At 68.0% G+C, this 15,505-nt stretch carries 12 protein-coding genes and 2 rRNA genes (1 of these 14 cut by a window edge); 12 read left to right on the forward strand and 2 right to left on the reverse strand.

The genetic code is table 11. The annotated features are described in order from the left end of the window. From L1066_RS18580 to nudC, 7 genes are all read left to right on the forward strand, one after another. Positions 1 to 1,119 (forward strand): 23S ribosomal RNA (locus tag L1066_RS18580); it begins 1,989 nt to the left of the window's first position. A 90-nt stretch (positions 1,120 to 1,209) separates the two neighbouring features. Next, positions 1,210 to 1,326 (forward strand): 5S ribosomal RNA (rrf, locus tag L1066_RS18585). A 97-nt stretch (positions 1,327 to 1,423) separates the two neighbouring features. Further along, on the forward strand, positions 1,424 to 4,537 hold the full coding sequence (locus L1066_RS18590) for an ATP-dependent helicase (RefSeq protein WP_283095508.1): 3,114 nt from the start codon (positions 1,424 to 1,426) through the stop codon (positions 4,535 to 4,537). Beyond that, a complete protein-coding gene (locus L1066_RS27020) occupies positions 4,438 to 4,656 on the forward strand; it encodes a PD-(D/E)XK nuclease family protein (protein ID WP_312008223.1) in 219 nt (72 codons plus the stop codon). Before L1066_RS18590 ends, L1066_RS27020 begins: the two co-directional genes overlap by 100 nt. Continuing rightward, complete coding sequence (locus tag L1066_RS18595) at positions 4,653 to 7,877, forward strand: ATP-dependent helicase (protein WP_235737698.1); 3,225 nt, start codon at positions 4,653 to 4,655, stop codon at positions 7,875 to 7,877. The genes L1066_RS27020 and L1066_RS18595 overlap by 4 nt, the downstream gene beginning before the upstream one ends. An 18-nt stretch (positions 7,878 to 7,895) precedes the next feature. Beyond that, a complete protein-coding gene (locus tag L1066_RS18600) occupies positions 7,896 to 9,815 on the forward strand; it encodes a M3 family metallopeptidase (RefSeq protein ID WP_235737734.1) in 1,920 nt (639 codons plus the stop codon). Continuing rightward, on the forward strand, positions 9,812 to 10,720 hold the full coding sequence (gene nudC / locus L1066_RS18605) for an NAD(+) diphosphatase (protein ID WP_235737699.1): 909 nt from the start codon (positions 9,812 to 9,814) through the stop codon (positions 10,718 to 10,720). Before L1066_RS18600 ends, nudC begins: the two co-directional genes overlap by 4 nt. On the opposite strand, the gene L1066_RS18610 is transcribed toward nudC, so the two are convergent. Then, on the reverse strand, positions 10,721 to 10,966 hold the full coding sequence (locus tag L1066_RS18610) for a mycoredoxin (RefSeq protein ID WP_312008226.1): 246 nt from the start codon (positions 10,964 to 10,966) through the stop codon (positions 10,721 to 10,723). Positions 10,967 to 11,235: 269 nt separating this feature from the next. Between L1066_RS18610 and L1066_RS18615 the strand changes: the two genes are divergently transcribed. The 5 genes from L1066_RS18615 (at position 11,236) to L1066_RS18635 (ending at position 14,565) form a co-directional block, all read left to right on the forward strand. Further along, positions 11,236 to 13,254: an ATP-dependent DNA helicase UvrD2 gene (locus L1066_RS18615; RefSeq protein WP_235737700.1), complete on the forward strand. Its 2,019-nt coding sequence runs from the start codon at positions 11,236 to 11,238 to the stop codon at positions 13,252 to 13,254. 172 nt (positions 13,255 to 13,426) lie between these two features. After that, positions 13,427 to 13,606 (forward strand): hypothetical protein, encoded by a 180-nt coding sequence (locus L1066_RS18620; protein ID WP_235737701.1) that lies wholly within the window; start codon positions 13,427 to 13,429, stop codon positions 13,604 to 13,606. Positions 13,607 to 13,721: 115 nt separating this feature from the next. After that, positions 13,722 to 14,030: a WhiB family transcriptional regulator gene (locus tag L1066_RS18625; RefSeq protein WP_235737702.1), complete on the forward strand. Its 309-nt coding sequence runs from the start codon at positions 13,722 to 13,724 to the stop codon at positions 14,028 to 14,030. Continuing rightward, entirely contained in the window at positions 13,999 to 14,295 is a 297-nt protein-coding gene (locus L1066_RS29320) for a putative WhiB-interacting protein (protein WP_512699727.1), read from the forward strand. The genes L1066_RS18625 and L1066_RS29320 overlap by 32 nt, the downstream gene beginning before the upstream one ends. Before the next feature lie 108 nt (positions 14,296 to 14,403). Beyond that, on the forward strand, positions 14,404 to 14,565 hold the full coding sequence (locus L1066_RS18635) for a hypothetical protein (RefSeq protein ID WP_235737704.1): 162 nt from the start codon (positions 14,404 to 14,406) through the stop codon (positions 14,563 to 14,565). A gap of 19 nt (positions 14,566 to 14,584) precedes the next feature. On the opposite strand, the gene L1066_RS18640 is transcribed toward L1066_RS18635, so the two are convergent. Beyond that, positions 14,585 to 15,505, reverse strand: a complete 921-nt coding sequence (locus tag L1066_RS18640; protein WP_235737736.1) for a TOMM precursor leader peptide-binding protein — start codon at positions 15,503 to 15,505, stop codon at positions 14,585 to 14,587.

Consider the following 15,505-nt stretch of genomic DNA (forward strand, 5'->3'; position numbering starts at 1 on the left):
TAAAAACACAGGTCCGTGCGAAGTTGTAAGACGATGTATACGGACTGACTCCTGCCCGGTGCTGGAAGGTTAAGGGGACCTGTTAGAACTTCGGTTCGAAGCGGAGAACTTAAGCCCCAGTAAACGGCGGTGGTAACTATAACCATCCTAAGGTAGCGAAATTCCTTGTCGGGTAAGTTCCGACCTGCACGAATGGAGTAACGACTTGGGCGCTGTCTCAACCATGGACTCGGCGAAATTGCATTACGAGTAAAGATGCTCGTTACGCGCGGCAGGACGGAAAGACCCCGGGACCTTTACTATAGTTTGGTATTGGTGTTTGGTTCGGCTTGTGTAGGATAGGTGGGAGACTGTGAAGCATTCACGCCAGTGAGTGTGGAGTCATCGTTGAAATACCACTCTGGTCGTACTAGATGTCTAACCTAGGTCCGTTATCCGGATCAGGGACAGTGCCTGATGGGTAGTTTAACTGGGGCGGTTGCCTCCTAAAATGTAACGGAGGCGCTCAAAGGTTCCCTCAGCCTGGTTGGCAATCAGGTTTTGAGTGTAAGTGCACAAGGGAGCTTGACTGTGAGACAGACATGTCGAGCAGGGACGAAAGTCGGAACTAGTGATCCGGCGCTGGCATGTGGAAGCGGCGTCGCTCAACGGATAAAAGGTACCCCGGGGATAACAGGCTGATCTTCCCCAAGAGTCCATATCGACGGGATGGTTTGGCACCTCGATGTCGGCTCGTCGCATCCTGGGGCTGGAGTAGGTCCCAAGGGTTGGGCTGTTCGCCCATTAAAGCGGCACGCGAGCTGGGTTTAGAACGTCGTGAGACAGTTCGGTCCCTATCCGCCGCGCGCGCAGGAAACTTGAGAAAGGCTGTCCCTAGTACGAGAGGACCGGGATGGACGAACCTCTGGTGTGCCAGTTGTTCCGCCAGGAGCACGGCTGGTTGGCTACGTTCGGAAGTGATAACCGCTGAATGCATCTAAGCGGGAAGCATGTTTCAAGATGAGGTTTCCCACCGGGTTAACCGGGTAAGGCCCCCAGTAGACGACTGGGTTGATAGGCCGGAGGTGTACAGCAGTAATGCCTAGCCGACCGGTACTAATAGGCCGAGGGCTTGTCTTCTTACTTCTTTTTTGTTTCGCGTCCACTGTTTGGTTCTGGGACAACAACCAACCCCAGTTATATGTTGGTTGAATAGTGTGCCCGTAGAGTTACGGCGGCCATAGCGTCAGGGAAACACCCGGCTCCATTCCGAACCCGGAAGTTAAGCCTGACAGCGCCGATGGTACTGCAACCGCGAGGTTGTGGGAGAGTAGGACGTCGCCGGACATACTTTCAGGAGTAGCCCACCCCCGTCCGGGGGTGGGCTACTTCCCATTTCAGGACCCCACAACAGACTGTCGGGGGGTGATGGTGGACTGTTCCCATGCATCCCCATCACCACCTCGTGGCCGCGAGCGAAGAGCTCTCGGTCCCTGAGCTCGACGAACACCAGCGTCGTGTGGTCGACCACCGCGGCGGGCCGCTGCTGGTGCTTGCCGGCCCCGGCACGGGCAAGACGACGACCTTGGTGGAAGCGGTTGTCGATCGCATCGAATCCCGTGGGGCGGCTCCGGACCAGGTGCTGGCCCTGACGTTCTCGCGCAAGGCGTCGGAGCAGCTGAGGGACCGCATCACCGCTCGACTGGGGCGCACCACGAGCACGCCCCTGGCGTCGACGTTCCATTCCTTCGCCTATGGCCTGGTCAGGCGGTTCCAGTCGGCCGAGCTCTATGCCCACCCACTCCGACTGCTTTCAGCCGCCGAGCAGGACGTCGTCCTCGGTGAACTGCTCGCCGAGACGGCGGAGGCGGTTGACTGGCCGGAGCGATTCCGGGCCGCACGTGGCACGCGGGGCTTTGCGAAGGAGGTGCATGACCTCCTCGCGCGGGCGCGTGAGCGCGGCCTGGAGCCAGGCGATCTGGTGGCCCTGGGCAAGTCGACCGCTGTCGAGGAGTTCACGACCGCTGGCCTCTTCCTCGAGCAGTACCTGACCGTGCTCGACGACCTGGGCGCGCTGGACTACGGAGACCTCCTGCGTCGGGCCGTCATCGTCGCTGAGCAGCACCGCGATGAGCTGCGGCGTCAGTTCCGCTACGTGTTCGTCGATGAGTACCAAGACACCGATCCCGCCCAGGTGGCGCTCCTGGAGGCTCTTGCGGGCGATGGCGGCAATCTGGTGGTGGTGGGCGACCCGCACCAGTCGATCTACGGGTTCCGCGGTGCCGACGTGCGCGGGATCCTTGAGTTCCCGGCGCGGTTCCGTGGGCACGACGGCGCTGCTGCCGACGTCGTCGCACTCGGGACGACCCGCCGCTTCGGTTCACGGGTGCTGCGTGCCTCGCAGCTGATCGCGAGTCGGCTGCCGCTCTCGGGAAGCCTGCCCGAAGCAGAACGGGAGAGGTTCCTGAACCCGGCGGTGGGGGAGGGCATGGCCGGGGGCAGGGTCGAGGCTCTCACCTTCGAGTCGGAACGCGCCGAGGCAGACCACCTGGCAGACCTGCTGCGCCGGGCGCACCTCGAGGATGGGGTGCCGTGGTCCCGGATGGCAGTGCTGGTGCGGTCCGGGCGCAACACGCTTCCGGGCCTGCGCCGGGCCCTCGTCGGGCACGGCGTCCCGGTGGAGGTCGCCGGCGACGAGACCTCGCTGGCACGGGAACCCGCCGTTCGGCCCTTGCTCGACAGTCTGGATGCCGTGGTTCGCCTCGACGCCGCCGACCCGGCCGCGACGGGATACGTCGACGGGACCCGGGCGCAGCAGTTGCTCACCTCTCCGCTGGGTGGCCTGGATGCTTCGGACATCCGGGTTCTCGCGAGGGAGTTGCGGGCGCGAGATCGTGCGGTCGCCGACGCTGAGGGACGGGGTCCGGAGTCGTCGGCAGAGCTGTTGCGTCGCGCGGTCGTGGTGGACGGATTCCTCGACGGTCTCGAGGGCCCTGTCGCTCGCCGAGCAGCCGAGTTCGGCGCGTTGCTGCACCGAGTGCGCTCGCGCTGGCAGGAGGGCGAGACGGCCGAGACGCTGCTCTGGGAGCTGTGGACCGGTACGTCGTGGCCCATGCGACTGCGCTCGTCCGCGGAGTCCGGGGGCGGGGGCGCGCGCTTGGCCCACCGTGACCTCGACGCGCTGTGCGCTCTCTTCGACACTGCTGCCAAGACGGAAGGGCAGCGTGCCCACACCTCTGTCGAGACCTTCCTCTCCACGCTGGCGGCCCAGGAGATCCCGGCCGACACCTTGGCCGACCAGGGGATCCGAGGCGACGCCGTTCGTCTCATGACGGCTCACCGGTCCAAGGGACTGGAGTGGGACCTGGTCGTGGTGGCCCACGTGCAGGAGGAGCAGTGGCCCGACCTGCGTCGCCGTGGCTCACTGCTTCAGCCCGACCGCATCGGGTTGGACGGTCTCACGCCGCCCGCTCCGCTCTCCTCGCTGCTTGCGGAGGAGCGTCGCCTCTTCTACGTGGCGTGCACCCGGGCCCGCCAACGCCTGGTGGTCACCGCCGTGGCATCCCAGGATGACGACGGGGAACAGCCCTCGCGATTCATCGCGGAGGTGGGGAGCGAGGTCGTGCACCGCAGCGGTCGGCCGCCCCGTCCGCTCTCCTTGGCAGGCCTGGTGGCCGAGCTGCGACGTACCGTCGCCGATCCTGCCGCGGCGCAGGGCCTCCGGGAGGCTGCGGCCCGACGGCTGGTGGCGTTGCAGGGTGAGCGCGTCGGGCCGCAGGCACTGGTGCCAGCAGCCGACCCTGCCAACTGGTGGGGTACGCGCGCCTTCACCACGAACGACACCCCGGTGCGGCCCGACGACGAGCCGTTGCTGCTCTCGGCGAGTGCGGTCTCGGCGCTGTTGACGTGCCCGGCACAGTGGTTCCTCGATCGCGAAGCCGGTGGCTCCCCGCCGGCGACCGGTGCCCAAGGCTTCGGCCTGGTCGTGCACGCCATAGCGGAACGGATCGGTCGGGGCGAACTCGACGCGTCGCCCGATGCACTCGGCGACCTGATGGGTCTTGTCGACCAGGTGTGGGGTCAGCTGCAGTTCCGGACACCGTGGACGGCGAGCCGCGAGCGCGCGGCCGTGGAGGCCGCTCTCGGTCGCTTCCTCGCGTGGCACACCGCGGCCGGCGCCCGTACCCTCGTGGCCACGGAGCAGGAGCTGCGTGTGCAGGTGGAGCTCCCCGACGGTGAGCGTGCGGTGCTGTGGGGTTTCCTCGACCGGCTCGAGCTCGATGAGGCCGGACGTGTCGTGGTCGTGGACCTCAAGACGGGCAAGCGGAAGCCCACGGGCGCCGAAGTCGAGGAACACCCCCAGCTGGCCCTCTATCAGTACGCCGTCGCGAAGGGAGCGCTCGACGGCGCACTGCCCGCGGAAGCGCGACGTCCTGCCGAACCGGGGGAGCCGAGCTCGTGCACCTGCGCCTCGAGAGCCGGGGCAAGGTCGCGGTGCAGGCCCAGGCGCCGCCCACCCCCACCGACGACGGCAGCTATCGGGTCGAGGCGCAGCTGATGGACGTGGCGAAGGCCCTGCGCACGGAGGAGTTCCACGCCGTCAAGGGCCCCCACTGCGACTTCTGCGCCTTCTCGGCGATGTGCCCCACCCAGCAGTCCGGGACGGTGCTGTCGTGAGCCGGCCACGCATCCACAGTCCCGCGGAGCTGCAACGGGTCATGCAGACCGACTTCCAGGTCAGCGACCAGCAGTGGGCAGCGATCAGCGCTCCGCTGGAGCCCGCCGTGGTCATTGCCGGCGCGGGCTCCGGCAAGACCGCGCTGATGGCTGCGCGAGTCGTCTTCTTGGTGGTCAACGGTGACGTCTCGCCGGAGCAGGTGCTCGGGCTCACCTTCACCACCAAGGCGGCCAGCGAGCTGCGGGGGCGGATCCGCTCCGCGCTCGAGGTCGCCGGAGTGCTCGGCCGCGCCTCCGGGCCCGACGACGCGGAGACCAATGAACCGACCGTTGCCACCTACAACGCCTATGCAGCCTCCTTGCTCACCGATCACGGACTCCTCATCGGGCACGAGCCCGACACCCGCGTGATGGCTGACGGGTCGCGCTATCAGCTGGCAGTGCGCGCGATCCAGGGACACCGGCTCCCGGTCGAACAGCTCAGCGACCACCCGGAGACCGTGATCAACTACATCCTCGCCCTCGAGGGCGCGATGAGCGAGCACCTGGTCGACGCCCAAGACCTGCTCGACCTGCAGGCCCGCGAGCACCGTGCCTTCTCCGCGGCACTGGCAGACGCGAAGGCCAAGGCGCCGATCAGGACGGCGCTGAGCGCGCTCGAACGTCGCGACGAGATCATCGGCTTGGTCGGCACCTACCGCAAGCTCAAGTCCGACCTGGGTCTGATGGACTTCTCCGACCAGATCGCACTCGCCGCGAAGCTCGCGGATGCCCAACCCAGCGTCGGGCAGCACGAGCGTGACCGCTTCAAGATCGTGCTCCTGGACGAATACCAGGACACCTCCGTCGCGCAGGCGCTCATGCTCAGCCGCCTCTTCTCCGGTCCGGACGCCGAGCAGGGACGCGGTCATGCCGTCACCGCGGTGGGCGACCCCAACCAAGCGATCTACGGCTGGCGGGGTGCCTCGGTCTCCAACATCCTCGGATTCGGTCATGACTTCCCCGGGGCAGACGGTGATCCCGCCGTCCCGATCTTCCCACTGACCGTCAACCGCCGATCCGACCGGCGCATCCTCGAGGTCGCGAACAGGTTGGCGCGGCCGCTCCTGCGGCAGTTCCCGCAGGTGCGTGCTCTCGAGGCACCTGACGGCGTTGCCGATGGCACGGTGCGAGTGATCGTGCACGAGAGTCAGCCCGGGGAGCTGGAGTGGTTGCCGGAGCAGGTGCACGCAGCACACCGTCGCCTCGTCACGGTGCACCCCGACGGAGCTTGGCGTGAGATCGGCGTGCTCGTGCGCGACAACGCGCACGCTGCGCAGGTGTTCGATGCGCTCTCGGCGCAGGAGATCCCCGTGGAGATCGTGGGCCTGGCCGGTCTGCTTCGCCTCCCTGAGGTTGCCGAGGTGGTGGCCACCCTCACCCTGTTGCACGACCTCACCGCCAACGCGTCGTTGTTGACGCTGCTGACCGGTCCGCGGTGGGCCATCGGCCCGCGTGACCTGGCGCTGCTCGGCCGCCGAGCCAAGGAGCTGGCGGGAGAGTCAGGAGGACGCCCGGAGGCGGAGTCACTCGACGACCAGTTGGGTGCTGCCGTCGCCGGTGCCGACCCCACCGAGGTGCGGTCCCTGTGCGACGCCCTCGACGACCCGGGCGACCATCCCTACTCGCAGGCTGCCCGGGAGCGCTTCGCACTGCTGTCTGCGGAGTTGCGCTGGTTGCGTTCCCACTCCGGGGAGCCCCTGCTCGACCTCGTACGCCGCATCATCGACAGTTGCGGCATCGACATCGAGCTCGCCTCGTCGACGAGCCCGGCCGCAACGGCTCGCCGGGACAACTTGGACCTCTTCGTCAAGGCAGTGGCCGACTTCCGGGCCGTCGACGGTGACGTCTCCCTGTCTGCCCTGTTGGCCTACCTGACGGCCGAGGACGAGCTCGGCAACGGTCTCGACATGGCCACGCCGAGTGAGGCCGACTCGGTCAAGCTGCTCACCGTGCACCGGTCCAAGGGGTTGGAGTGGGACGTCGTCTTCTGCCTGGGAGTGTGTGAGGAGAAGTTCCCGAACACCCGTGGTCGCAGCCTGTGGATCTCTGCGCCCGGGGTGCTTCCGACTCCGTTGCGCGGCGACGCCCGTGACCTGCCGCGGCTCGACGGCCACGAGAAGGAGCATCTCGACAAACTTCGCGACGACTCCAAGGCGCACGACGCCATGGAGGAGCTGCGCCTTGGCTACGTTGCCTTCACCCGGGCTCGTCACGAGCTGGTCGTCTCCTCCTACCTGTGGGTCGAAGGGCGCAAGGGAGCCCTGGGTCCCTCTCCCTTCCAGAAGACGATCGCGGAGCTGATCACCGAGTGGGGCGATCGGCCCGACGAGTGGCTGGAGAAGCCGGAGAAGGACACGCCCAACCCGTTGCAGGCATCAGCGACGCCGGTGGACTGGCCGGTCACCGAGCACACTGCCGAGGCGCTGCGGCGCATGGAGGCTGCGGAACTCGTCGCAAGCGTTGACGTCGAGGCGCCCGATGACCTCGACGTCGTGGAGTCCGCTCTCGTGGCCGAGTGGGACGCGGAGTTGGAGCGGTTGGTCGCGGAGGCGCGCCGAGGTCGGGCAGAGGTCGTCGACGTACCACTTCCGTCCAGCCTCTCGGCCACCAACCTGCGGCGTCTGCGCGACGAGCCGGAGCAGTTCGCACGTGACCTCGCGCGACCGATGCCAAGGCCGCCGTCACGCGCGGCATCGTTCGGCACCCGCTTCCATGCGTGGGTCGAAGCGCGGTTCGGACAACAGGACCTGCTGGGGCCAGAGGACCTGCCGGGCCAGGCCGACCGCGGCATTGACGACGACGCCGACCTGCGCACTGTGATCGAAGCGTTCGAGAACGGCCCGTTCGCCGAGCGCCATCCGGTCGCCACCGAGGCTCCGTTCGCGCTGGTGCTGGCTGGCCAGGTCGTCCGGGGGCGGATCGACGCGGTCTATCCGGAGCCCGACGGTACCCACCTCGTCCTCGACTGGAAGACCGGCCGCCGCGAGGAGTCGGACCTGTTGCAGCTGGCGATCTATCGATTGGCGTGGGCGGAGCTTCAGGGGAGACCCGTCGACGAGGTCAGGGCCGCCTTCCACTACGTGCGGAGCAGCCGCACCGTCGAGGTGACCGATCAGCTGCCGGAACGGGCCGAGCTCGAGGAGCTGGTCCGGCTCAAGTCGATGGGGACGCGGGTCTAGTCTGGCGCCGTGACTGCCATGCTGAAGCCCCTGGTCCTGCCCGACGTCGCCGGTGACTGGTCGACCTGGCTGTCCACGCGTTGCGGCGACGGTCTCGCCGAGGCCGCCGTGCTGCGAGGGCGACTGGCCGGAGCAGAGGGGCCGGCGCTCGAGATCTGGAACGAACTGCAGATCCAGCTCGCGAACGTCTTCGCGGTGACCTCGCTCGTCGCCCAGGTGCACCCCGACGCCTCAGTCCGTGCCCTCGCCGAGGAACTCGAGGTGGAGGCCAACGACTTCCGTACCGACCTGATGCAGGACGCCGGCGTGCACACGTCGCTGAAGGCGGTGCCGGGAGCGGAGCTCGACGTCGACGCCCGCCGCGTCTGGGAACTCAGCCTGCGCGACTTCCGCCGCGCCGGTGTCGATCGTGACCAGGCGACCCGGGCACGGCTCGCCGAGCTCCAGGCACGCGAGCTCGACCTCGGGCAGGCCTTCGGGCGCAACATCCGTGACGACGACCGGACCGCCACGGTGCCGGTGGCTGCTCTGGCCGGCCTGCCGGAGGACTGGATCGCCGTACATCCTGCCGACGACCAGGGCAACGTCACGCTGACCACCGACTATCCCGACGTGGTCCCCTTCCTCACCTACGCCGCCGACGCCGAGGCGCGGCGTACGGTCTCGCACGCGTTCCTCAACCGCGGCTGGCCAGCCAACGACGAGGTGTTGGGGGAGCTGTTGCGGGTGCGCCACGAGCACGCCCGACTGCTGGGCTTCGATGACTGGCCCAGCTTCGACGCCGAGGTGAAGATGATCGGCAGCGGGCCGGCGATCGGTGACTTCATCGACCAGGTCGCGGCAGACGCCCGGACCAGCGCTGAGCGGGACATCGAGGTCCTGGTGCAACGAGCCCGGCGCGACGAGCCGACCCTGGCCGGCATCGATGCCTCCTCGTCTCGCTACTGGAGCGAGGTCGTCGGCAGGGAGCGATTCGGGGTCGACGCCCAGCAGGTGCGCCAGTACTTCGACTTCACCAAGGTGCGGCAGGGACTGCTCGACGCCACCGGCCGGCTCTTCGGACTGACATGGACGCCGGTGGCAGACGCACCCTCGTGGCACGGCGACGTCACCTCCTACGACGTCGGGCTGGGCGACGAGGTCCTGGGCCGGATCCACCTCGACCTGCACCCCCGCGAGGGAAAGTACAGCCACGCGGCGCAGTTCGACCTGGTGCCCGGAGTGGCGGGCGTGCAGCTGGCCGAGGGCGTGCTGGTGTGCAACTTCCCACGCGGGCTGATGGAGCACGACGACGTGGTGACGCTCTTCCACGAGTTCGGGCACCTCGTGCACCACATGTTGGCCGGCCGGCACGAGTGGGTGCGCTTCTCGGGCGTTGCGACGGAGTGGGACTTCGTCGAGGCACCCAGCCAGATGCTGGAGGAGTGGGCGTGGGACGTCGACGTGCTCCAGGGGTTCGCCCACAACGACGCCGGAGCGGCGATCCCCGCCGCGCTGGTGCACCGGATGCGAGCCGCGGAGGAGTTCGGCAAGGGAATCCGGGCGAGGACCCAGACGTTCTACGCCGCCGTCTCCTACCGCCTGCACCTGGAGCGCCCTGACGACATCACCGCGCGCGTCGCTCAGCTGCACGAGCGCTACAACCCGATCCTGCCGATTCCCGACACCCACTTCCATGCGGGATTCGGCCACCTCGACGGTTACAGCTCCGGTTACTACACCTACAAGTGGAGCCTGGTGATCGCGAAGGATCTCTTCTCCGCCTTCGACCCGGAGGACCTCTTCGCCCCGGACGTCGCCGCACGCTACCGCGACACGATCCTGGCGCCCGGGGGCAGTAGGGACGCCGCTGATCTGGTCGAGGCCTTCCTCGGTAGGCCCTACGACTCCGCAGCCTTCAAGGCCTGGCTCGACACCGCACCCGAGGAGGTTCGATGAACCGCGAGCTGCCCCATGTCGCGCTCTCGAAGCACCCGCACGACCGGCACGGCGCTCAGCGCCAGGACGACTCGTGGCTGGAGAAGCAGTGGGCCGACCCAAGCACGCGGGTGCTCACCGTGGCGGGCACCCGGATCAGGCCGCAGGACGGCAAGCTGGTGTGGACCTCACCTGAGGAGGCGATCGACGGCCTGCGGGTGCTGCTCGGGGAACGTGACCAGACGACGTACTTCGCGAGCATCATCGATCCGTCCGAGGCTCCCGGGGCCCGTGAGGAGTGGCTGATGCTGCGGGCTGCTCTCGGGGTGCTCGACCCGGGGCAGGCTCCGATGGTGATGCATGCGATCGGCCTGGCCGAGTGGCACTGGGCGACCCGTTTCTGCCCGAGGTGCGCGGGCACGTTGGCCAGCAGGATGGCCGGACACGTGCTGGCCTGCGAGGCGTGCGGCAAGGAACAGTACCCGCGCACCGACCCCGCCGTGATCATGCTGATCACCGACGGCGAGCCGGGCAGTCGCGAGGAGAGGTGTCTCCTCGGCCGCAATGGCGCTTGGCCGGAGGGGCGCTACTCCACGCTTGCGGGGTTCCTCGAGCCCGGCGAGCGTCTGGAGGATGCCGTGCGTCGCGAGGTCTGGGAGGAGACCGGGGTCGTCGTCGGAGAGGTGGGCTACTTCGACAGCCAGCCGTGGCCGCTTCCCGCGAGCCTGATGCTCGGTTTCTTCGGACGGGCCATCGAGTCCACGATCAACGTGGACGGATCCGAGATAGCCGATGCCATCTGGCTCACCCGTGGGCAGATGCAGGACCGGGCCGCAAGCGGTGAACTCGTGTTGCCCGGAGGGGTCTCGATCTCGCGTTCGCTCATCGAGGAGTGGTACGGAGGGGAGCTGCCGGGGGCATGGTGATCAGGCCAAGGAGGCGAGCTTCTCCTTGATCTGGGCGAGGCTCGGGTTGGTCTGGGCGCTGCCGTCGGCGAAGACCAGCGTGGGCACCGTCTGGTTTCCGCCGTTGACCTGCTCCACGATGGCTGCGGCCTCCGGGACCTGCTCGATGTCGACGACCTCGTAGGCGATGCCCTCTCGGTCGAGCTGCCCCTTCAGACGGTGGCAGTAGCCGCACCAAGGGGTGGAATACATCGTCAAGCTGCTCACGGAGGTCTCACTTCCAGATCTGGGGTCTTCTGTTGGGCAACGTCGCGCGACATGAGAATGTTCCACCCCGCGGAAGCGAGTTTGCCCCGGCCCAGTGCGTCGTGGCCAGGCGCCCGTGACCAGCATGCAGTCATGGGAGCAGCGATGGGTTCCGGCCACGTCTGTTCCGGGAGTTCGCGAGTTGTTGCGCGCTCACCCGGTCGCTGGCCACCGTGTCGGTACTGCGACCTAGTGTTGGGGCGATCCGCCGACCTTGAGGAGCTTCCCCGATGACCGACCTGCTGCAGGCCCTGGACCCCGAGCAACGGGCAGTCGCTGAGGCATTGCGCGGGCCGGTGCGGGTGCTCGCCGGTGCCGGCACGGGCAAGACCCGCGCGATCACCCACCGGATCGCCCACGGCGTGGCCACGGGCGTCTACTCCCCGACCGAGGTGCTGGCGGTGACGTTCACCGCGCGGGCAGCAGGGGAGATGCGCACCCGCCTGCGCTCCCTGGGCGCTCCCGGCGTGCAGGCACGCACCTTCCACTCGGCGGCGTTGCGTCAGTTGCGTTGGTTCTGGCCACGCATCCACAGCCGCGACCTGCCCCAGCTGACCGAGTCCAAGTTCGGGCTCGTCGCACGTGCTGCCTCGCGACTTCGGATCGCCACCGAGACGGGGCAACTGCGCGACCTCGCCTCCGAGATCGAGTGGGCCAAGGTCAGCAACGTGACGCCCGAGCAGTACGCCGGCATCGCGGCCCGAGGTGGGCGAGAGGTCAGTGGGCTCACTGCCGACGAGGTCTCGCGGGTCTTCGCCGGTTACGAGGAGGCCAAGCGCCTCGAGGACCGGATGGACATGGAGGACGTGCTGCTGCTGACGGCAGCAATGCTTGCCGACGACGAGCGGGTCGCTGCCGAGGTCCGCCGGCAGTACCGGTTCTTCACCGTCGACGAGTTCCAGGACGTCTCGCCCCTCCAGGTCGCGCTGCTCGACCTGTGGCTGGGCGGCCGTGACGAGATCTGTGTCGTCGGAGACCCGGCGCAGACGATCTACAGCTTCGCAGGCGCAGACGCCGAGCACCTGCGCCGGTTCCCGCACAAGCATGCGGGCACCACCTCCGTGGAGCTGGTGCGCAACTACCGCTCCACGCCGGAGGTGGTGTCGGCCGCCAACACGCTCCTGCGTGGCACGGCCTCGCGCAGCGTCGACCTTCTCGCCCAGCGTCCCAGCGGTCCCGGTGTGACGTGGATCGAGCATCCCGATGAGGTGGAGGAGGCTGAGTCCACCGCCGCCGAGATCCTGCGGCTGCGTGACTCCGGCGTGCCGCTCGCCGAGGTCGCGGTGCTCTTCCGTATCAATGCCCAGTCGGAGGCCTACGAGGAGGCGCTCAGCGCACGCGGTATTCCCTACGTCATCCGCGGTGCTCACCGCTTCTTCGAACGCCCCGAGGTCCGTGAGGCGATCACGTTGATCCGCGGCACCGCTCGGGCCTCGGCGGGCGACGACCTCGTCGAGTCGGTGAGGGGCACGCTCGCCGGTCGCGGGTGGACGGCCGAGCCGCCGACGGCACGGGGCGCCGTACGCGACCGTTGGGAGTCCTACCAAGCACTGCTGACCCTGGCTGAGTCATTCGCGGCGGCCGGCGGAGACCTGACCGGGTTCGTTGCCGATGTGGAACGTCGTGCCGCCGAGCAGCACGCCCCGGTGGCCGAGGGGGTCACGCTGGCCACGCTGCACACGGCGAAGGGACTCGAGTGGGACGCGGTCTTCCTCACCGGCGTGCAGGAGGGAACCCTCCCGATCAGCTTCGCCAAGACCCCTGCGGAGGTCGAGGAGGAGCGACGCCTGCTCTACGTAGGCATCACCCGGGCGCGTCGGAACCTGGTGGTCTCCTGGAGCAGGTCGCGGACGCCTGGTGGGCGCGGATCCCGCAAGCCTTCGCGGTTCCTCGACGGACTCCGGCCCGACTCCGCACCGGCCCGACGGCCGGGGAAGAAGGCGGCCAAGGCCGCGATGTGTCGCACCTGCGGCAAGCCGCTGGGCTCCGCCGCGGAGCGGAAGGTGGGGCGTTGCAGTGAATGCCCGACCACCTACGACGAGGCGCTCTTCGATCGACTCAAGCAGTGGCGTTCCGTGCGTTCGCGCGAAGACGAGGTGCCCGCCTACGTGGTCTTCACCGACAAGACCCTCGAGGCGATCGCCGAGTCACGTCCGGTCGACGAGGCCCAACTTCTCAAGGTCTCCGGGGTGGGGCCGAGCAAACTCGAGGCCTACGGTGCTGACGTCCTGGACCTCATCAAAGAGTGACGAAGGGGACTTCCGGGACGCCTCGCTCGAGCTCCGAAAAGAATTTCCAAGAAAAGTCGAAAAAGAATTTGCAGGCTCTGATAGGAGCCCAGTAGCGTAGCGGCATCGATCAACCGCGCACTCAGGTCTTGGCACGACCCGCGCCCGACAGCTCCGAAGGAGGTGGCTCCCCATGGTGAACATCATCAACCAGGCACCGGCAGCAGCATTTGCGCCGGCCTTCGTCATGTCTGCAGCGGCCACGTCCGTGGCGCTCGTCGCAGATCGAGGTCGTGAGCACACGCGTGGCTTCGCCGCCGTCGCTGCCAAGCGCACCCAGGGGACCCCTGTCTGGAGTCCACCGACCAGTTGATCCCTCAACGCGTCGGCTGACCTCCAGGCCGCGGAACCCGAAACCGGGATCCGCGGTCTTTTTGTTTGACCAGCACGATCCAGCACCCAGATCAGGTCAAGGAGGAGGTGAACATATGACCGTCCATGTTTTCCTGGAGCCGGCCGCCACCCTCGGCAAGCTCCACGAAGCAGCGGACCGAGTGGACGAGGACCGACTTCCGTGTCGCACCAACGACGCGGAGCTCTTCTTCGCCGAGTCCCCGACCGACGTGGAGCGTGCCAAGGCGCTCTGCACGCATTGTCCCGTCCAGGCGTTGTGCCTGGCCGGTGCGCTCGAGCGGCGTGAGCCCTGGGGCGTCTGGGGTGGCGAGCTCCTCCTCCAGGGCGTGGTGATCCCACGCAAGCGACCGCGTGGCCGTCCCCGCAAGAACGCAGCAGCCTGATCCGCACGACAGGGCGCACAGCCGAGAAACGCGTCGTCGGGTGGCCCGGCGACCAGCACGAGAAGCGAATGACATGAGCAGCTTGAAGAACTGGAGCAATGGCATGGAACTAATGCATGAAGAACTGGCGCGCGCTCAGATGTCCGCGCGCCTGGGAGAGGCGCAGAACCGGAGGCTTGCCCGGGAGGCCTCCTTGGCCCGCCGGATGAGTCGTCGGGCCGAGCAAGCGGCACGCCAGGCCCGATTGGCACTGGCCAGGCTCTGATCCCGACAGGCCAAGCGCCCGTCCGACAGGGGAGCGGCCCGATCACCTCGTGGTGGTCGGGCCGTTCTCGCGGACACGGGCGCGGCCGGCCACAGTAGATTGGGCGCCATGGTGACGTGTGACCACTGCGGACGAACGTACGCCGGCGTGGTGCCCCCGCTGACCTGGTCCACCGCGGTCGAACGCGGCAGGAAGGTCGTCTTCTGCGACGAGTGTTCGCGCGCCAACCTCCGGGCAATGGAGGGCAAGCTCGACTCCGAGTGGTGGTGAAGCCTCGCCCAGGCGCTCCTCAGCCGAACTGTGCGTAGAGCCGGTCCCACGAGCACCCGCACTCCACGTGTGGCGGGAAGGAGTGTCGAGGGAGGGTGAGCGCAGGGTCCATCTCGAGGACGGTCGACCAGGTGGTCGGCCGCTCACCGGTGACCCACCGGGTGAGGTCGCGGACCGCCCAGCCGAGCGCAACCTGGAGGAGATCGTGGGGTACGGCGGCCGGCCAGGCAGAGCGGTGGCGTGCGTACTGCTCGATCACCAAGGCGCGTCGCGGGTCGTGCTCGGCCAGGGCGGCGTCGACGCAGCGCAGGCAACTGCTTCGTCCGGGAGCGACGAAGGGGCCGAGCAGGACCCGTCCCTCGGCGCAGCTGAGGGGCAGGTGGGGGACACCATCGGCGACCAAGCGGTCCACCACGGCACGATCGGTGACGTTGGCGTCGATGAGGAGCACGGCGTCGACGGTCGGGAACTCCGCGCTGGCCTCGGCCGCCAAGGGACGCCGGAGCACGGAGAAACCAGCGGCCTGCACGAGCGACAGCAGGCGATCCCCGGCCGCTGGAAGGCCGGTGTCCTCGACCCCGATCGTGATCGCGGCACGGTTGCGGCGACGAGCGACGCCGCCAAGCTCAGCGACATCGGCCGTGAGGAACTCGCGAGCGGCGGCATCGGTGGACCGGCCGAGGCCGGCGACGTAGTCGTCTCCGTCGATCACCAGGTGGTGCTCGACCAGGTCGAGATAGCACCGGGCGACGCGCGGGTCCAAGGAGGCCAGGTCCGGGGCAGGTGCCCCGTCACGCAGGCCGGCAAGGAGCGCGCGCACGTCCGGCATGTCGCGGGCGTGGACGGCTCCTTCGGGCTGCAGGCCGATCTGGAGCGTCCCGTCGCCGCGTCGACAGACCACGACGCCGGGACGAAGCATGGGATGGGCGCCGATGTGCAT

The sequence above is a fragment of the Nocardioides alcanivorans genome (assembly GCF_021555175.1).
GTDB classification, from domain to species: domain Bacteria; phylum Actinomycetota; class Actinomycetes; order Propionibacteriales; family Nocardioidaceae; genus Nocardioides; species Nocardioides alcanivorans.

Bases quoted from the DNA above. Each gene is read 5' to 3' on its own strand.
- L1066_RS18590 (WP_283095508.1), top strand. From the start codon at position 1,424: ATGCATCCCCATCACCACCTCGTGGCCGCGAGCGAAGAGCTCTCGGTC.
- L1066_RS18600 (WP_235737734.1), top strand. From the start codon at position 7,896: ATGCTGAAGCCCCTGGTCCTGCCCGACGTCGCCGGTGACTGGTCGACC.
- nudC (WP_235737699.1), top strand. From the start codon at position 9,812: ATGAACCGCGAGCTGCCCCATGTCGCGCTCTCGAAGCACCCGCACGAC.
- L1066_RS18615 (WP_235737700.1), top strand. From the start codon at position 11,236: ATGACCGACCTGCTGCAGGCCCTGGACCCCGAGCAACGGGCAGTCGCT.
- L1066_RS18620 (WP_235737701.1), top strand. From the start codon at position 13,427: ATGGTGAACATCATCAACCAGGCACCGGCAGCAGCATTTGCGCCGGCC.
- L1066_RS18625 (WP_235737702.1), top strand. From the start codon at position 13,722: ATGACCGTCCATGTTTTCCTGGAGCCGGCCGCCACCCTCGGCAAGCTC.
- L1066_RS18635 (WP_235737704.1), top strand. From the start codon at position 14,404: ATGGTGACGTGTGACCACTGCGGACGAACGTACGCCGGCGTGGTGCCC.
- L1066_RS18640 (WP_235737736.1), bottom strand. From the start codon at position 15,505: ATGCACATCGGCGCCCATCCCATGCTTCGTCCCGGCGTCGTGGTCTGT.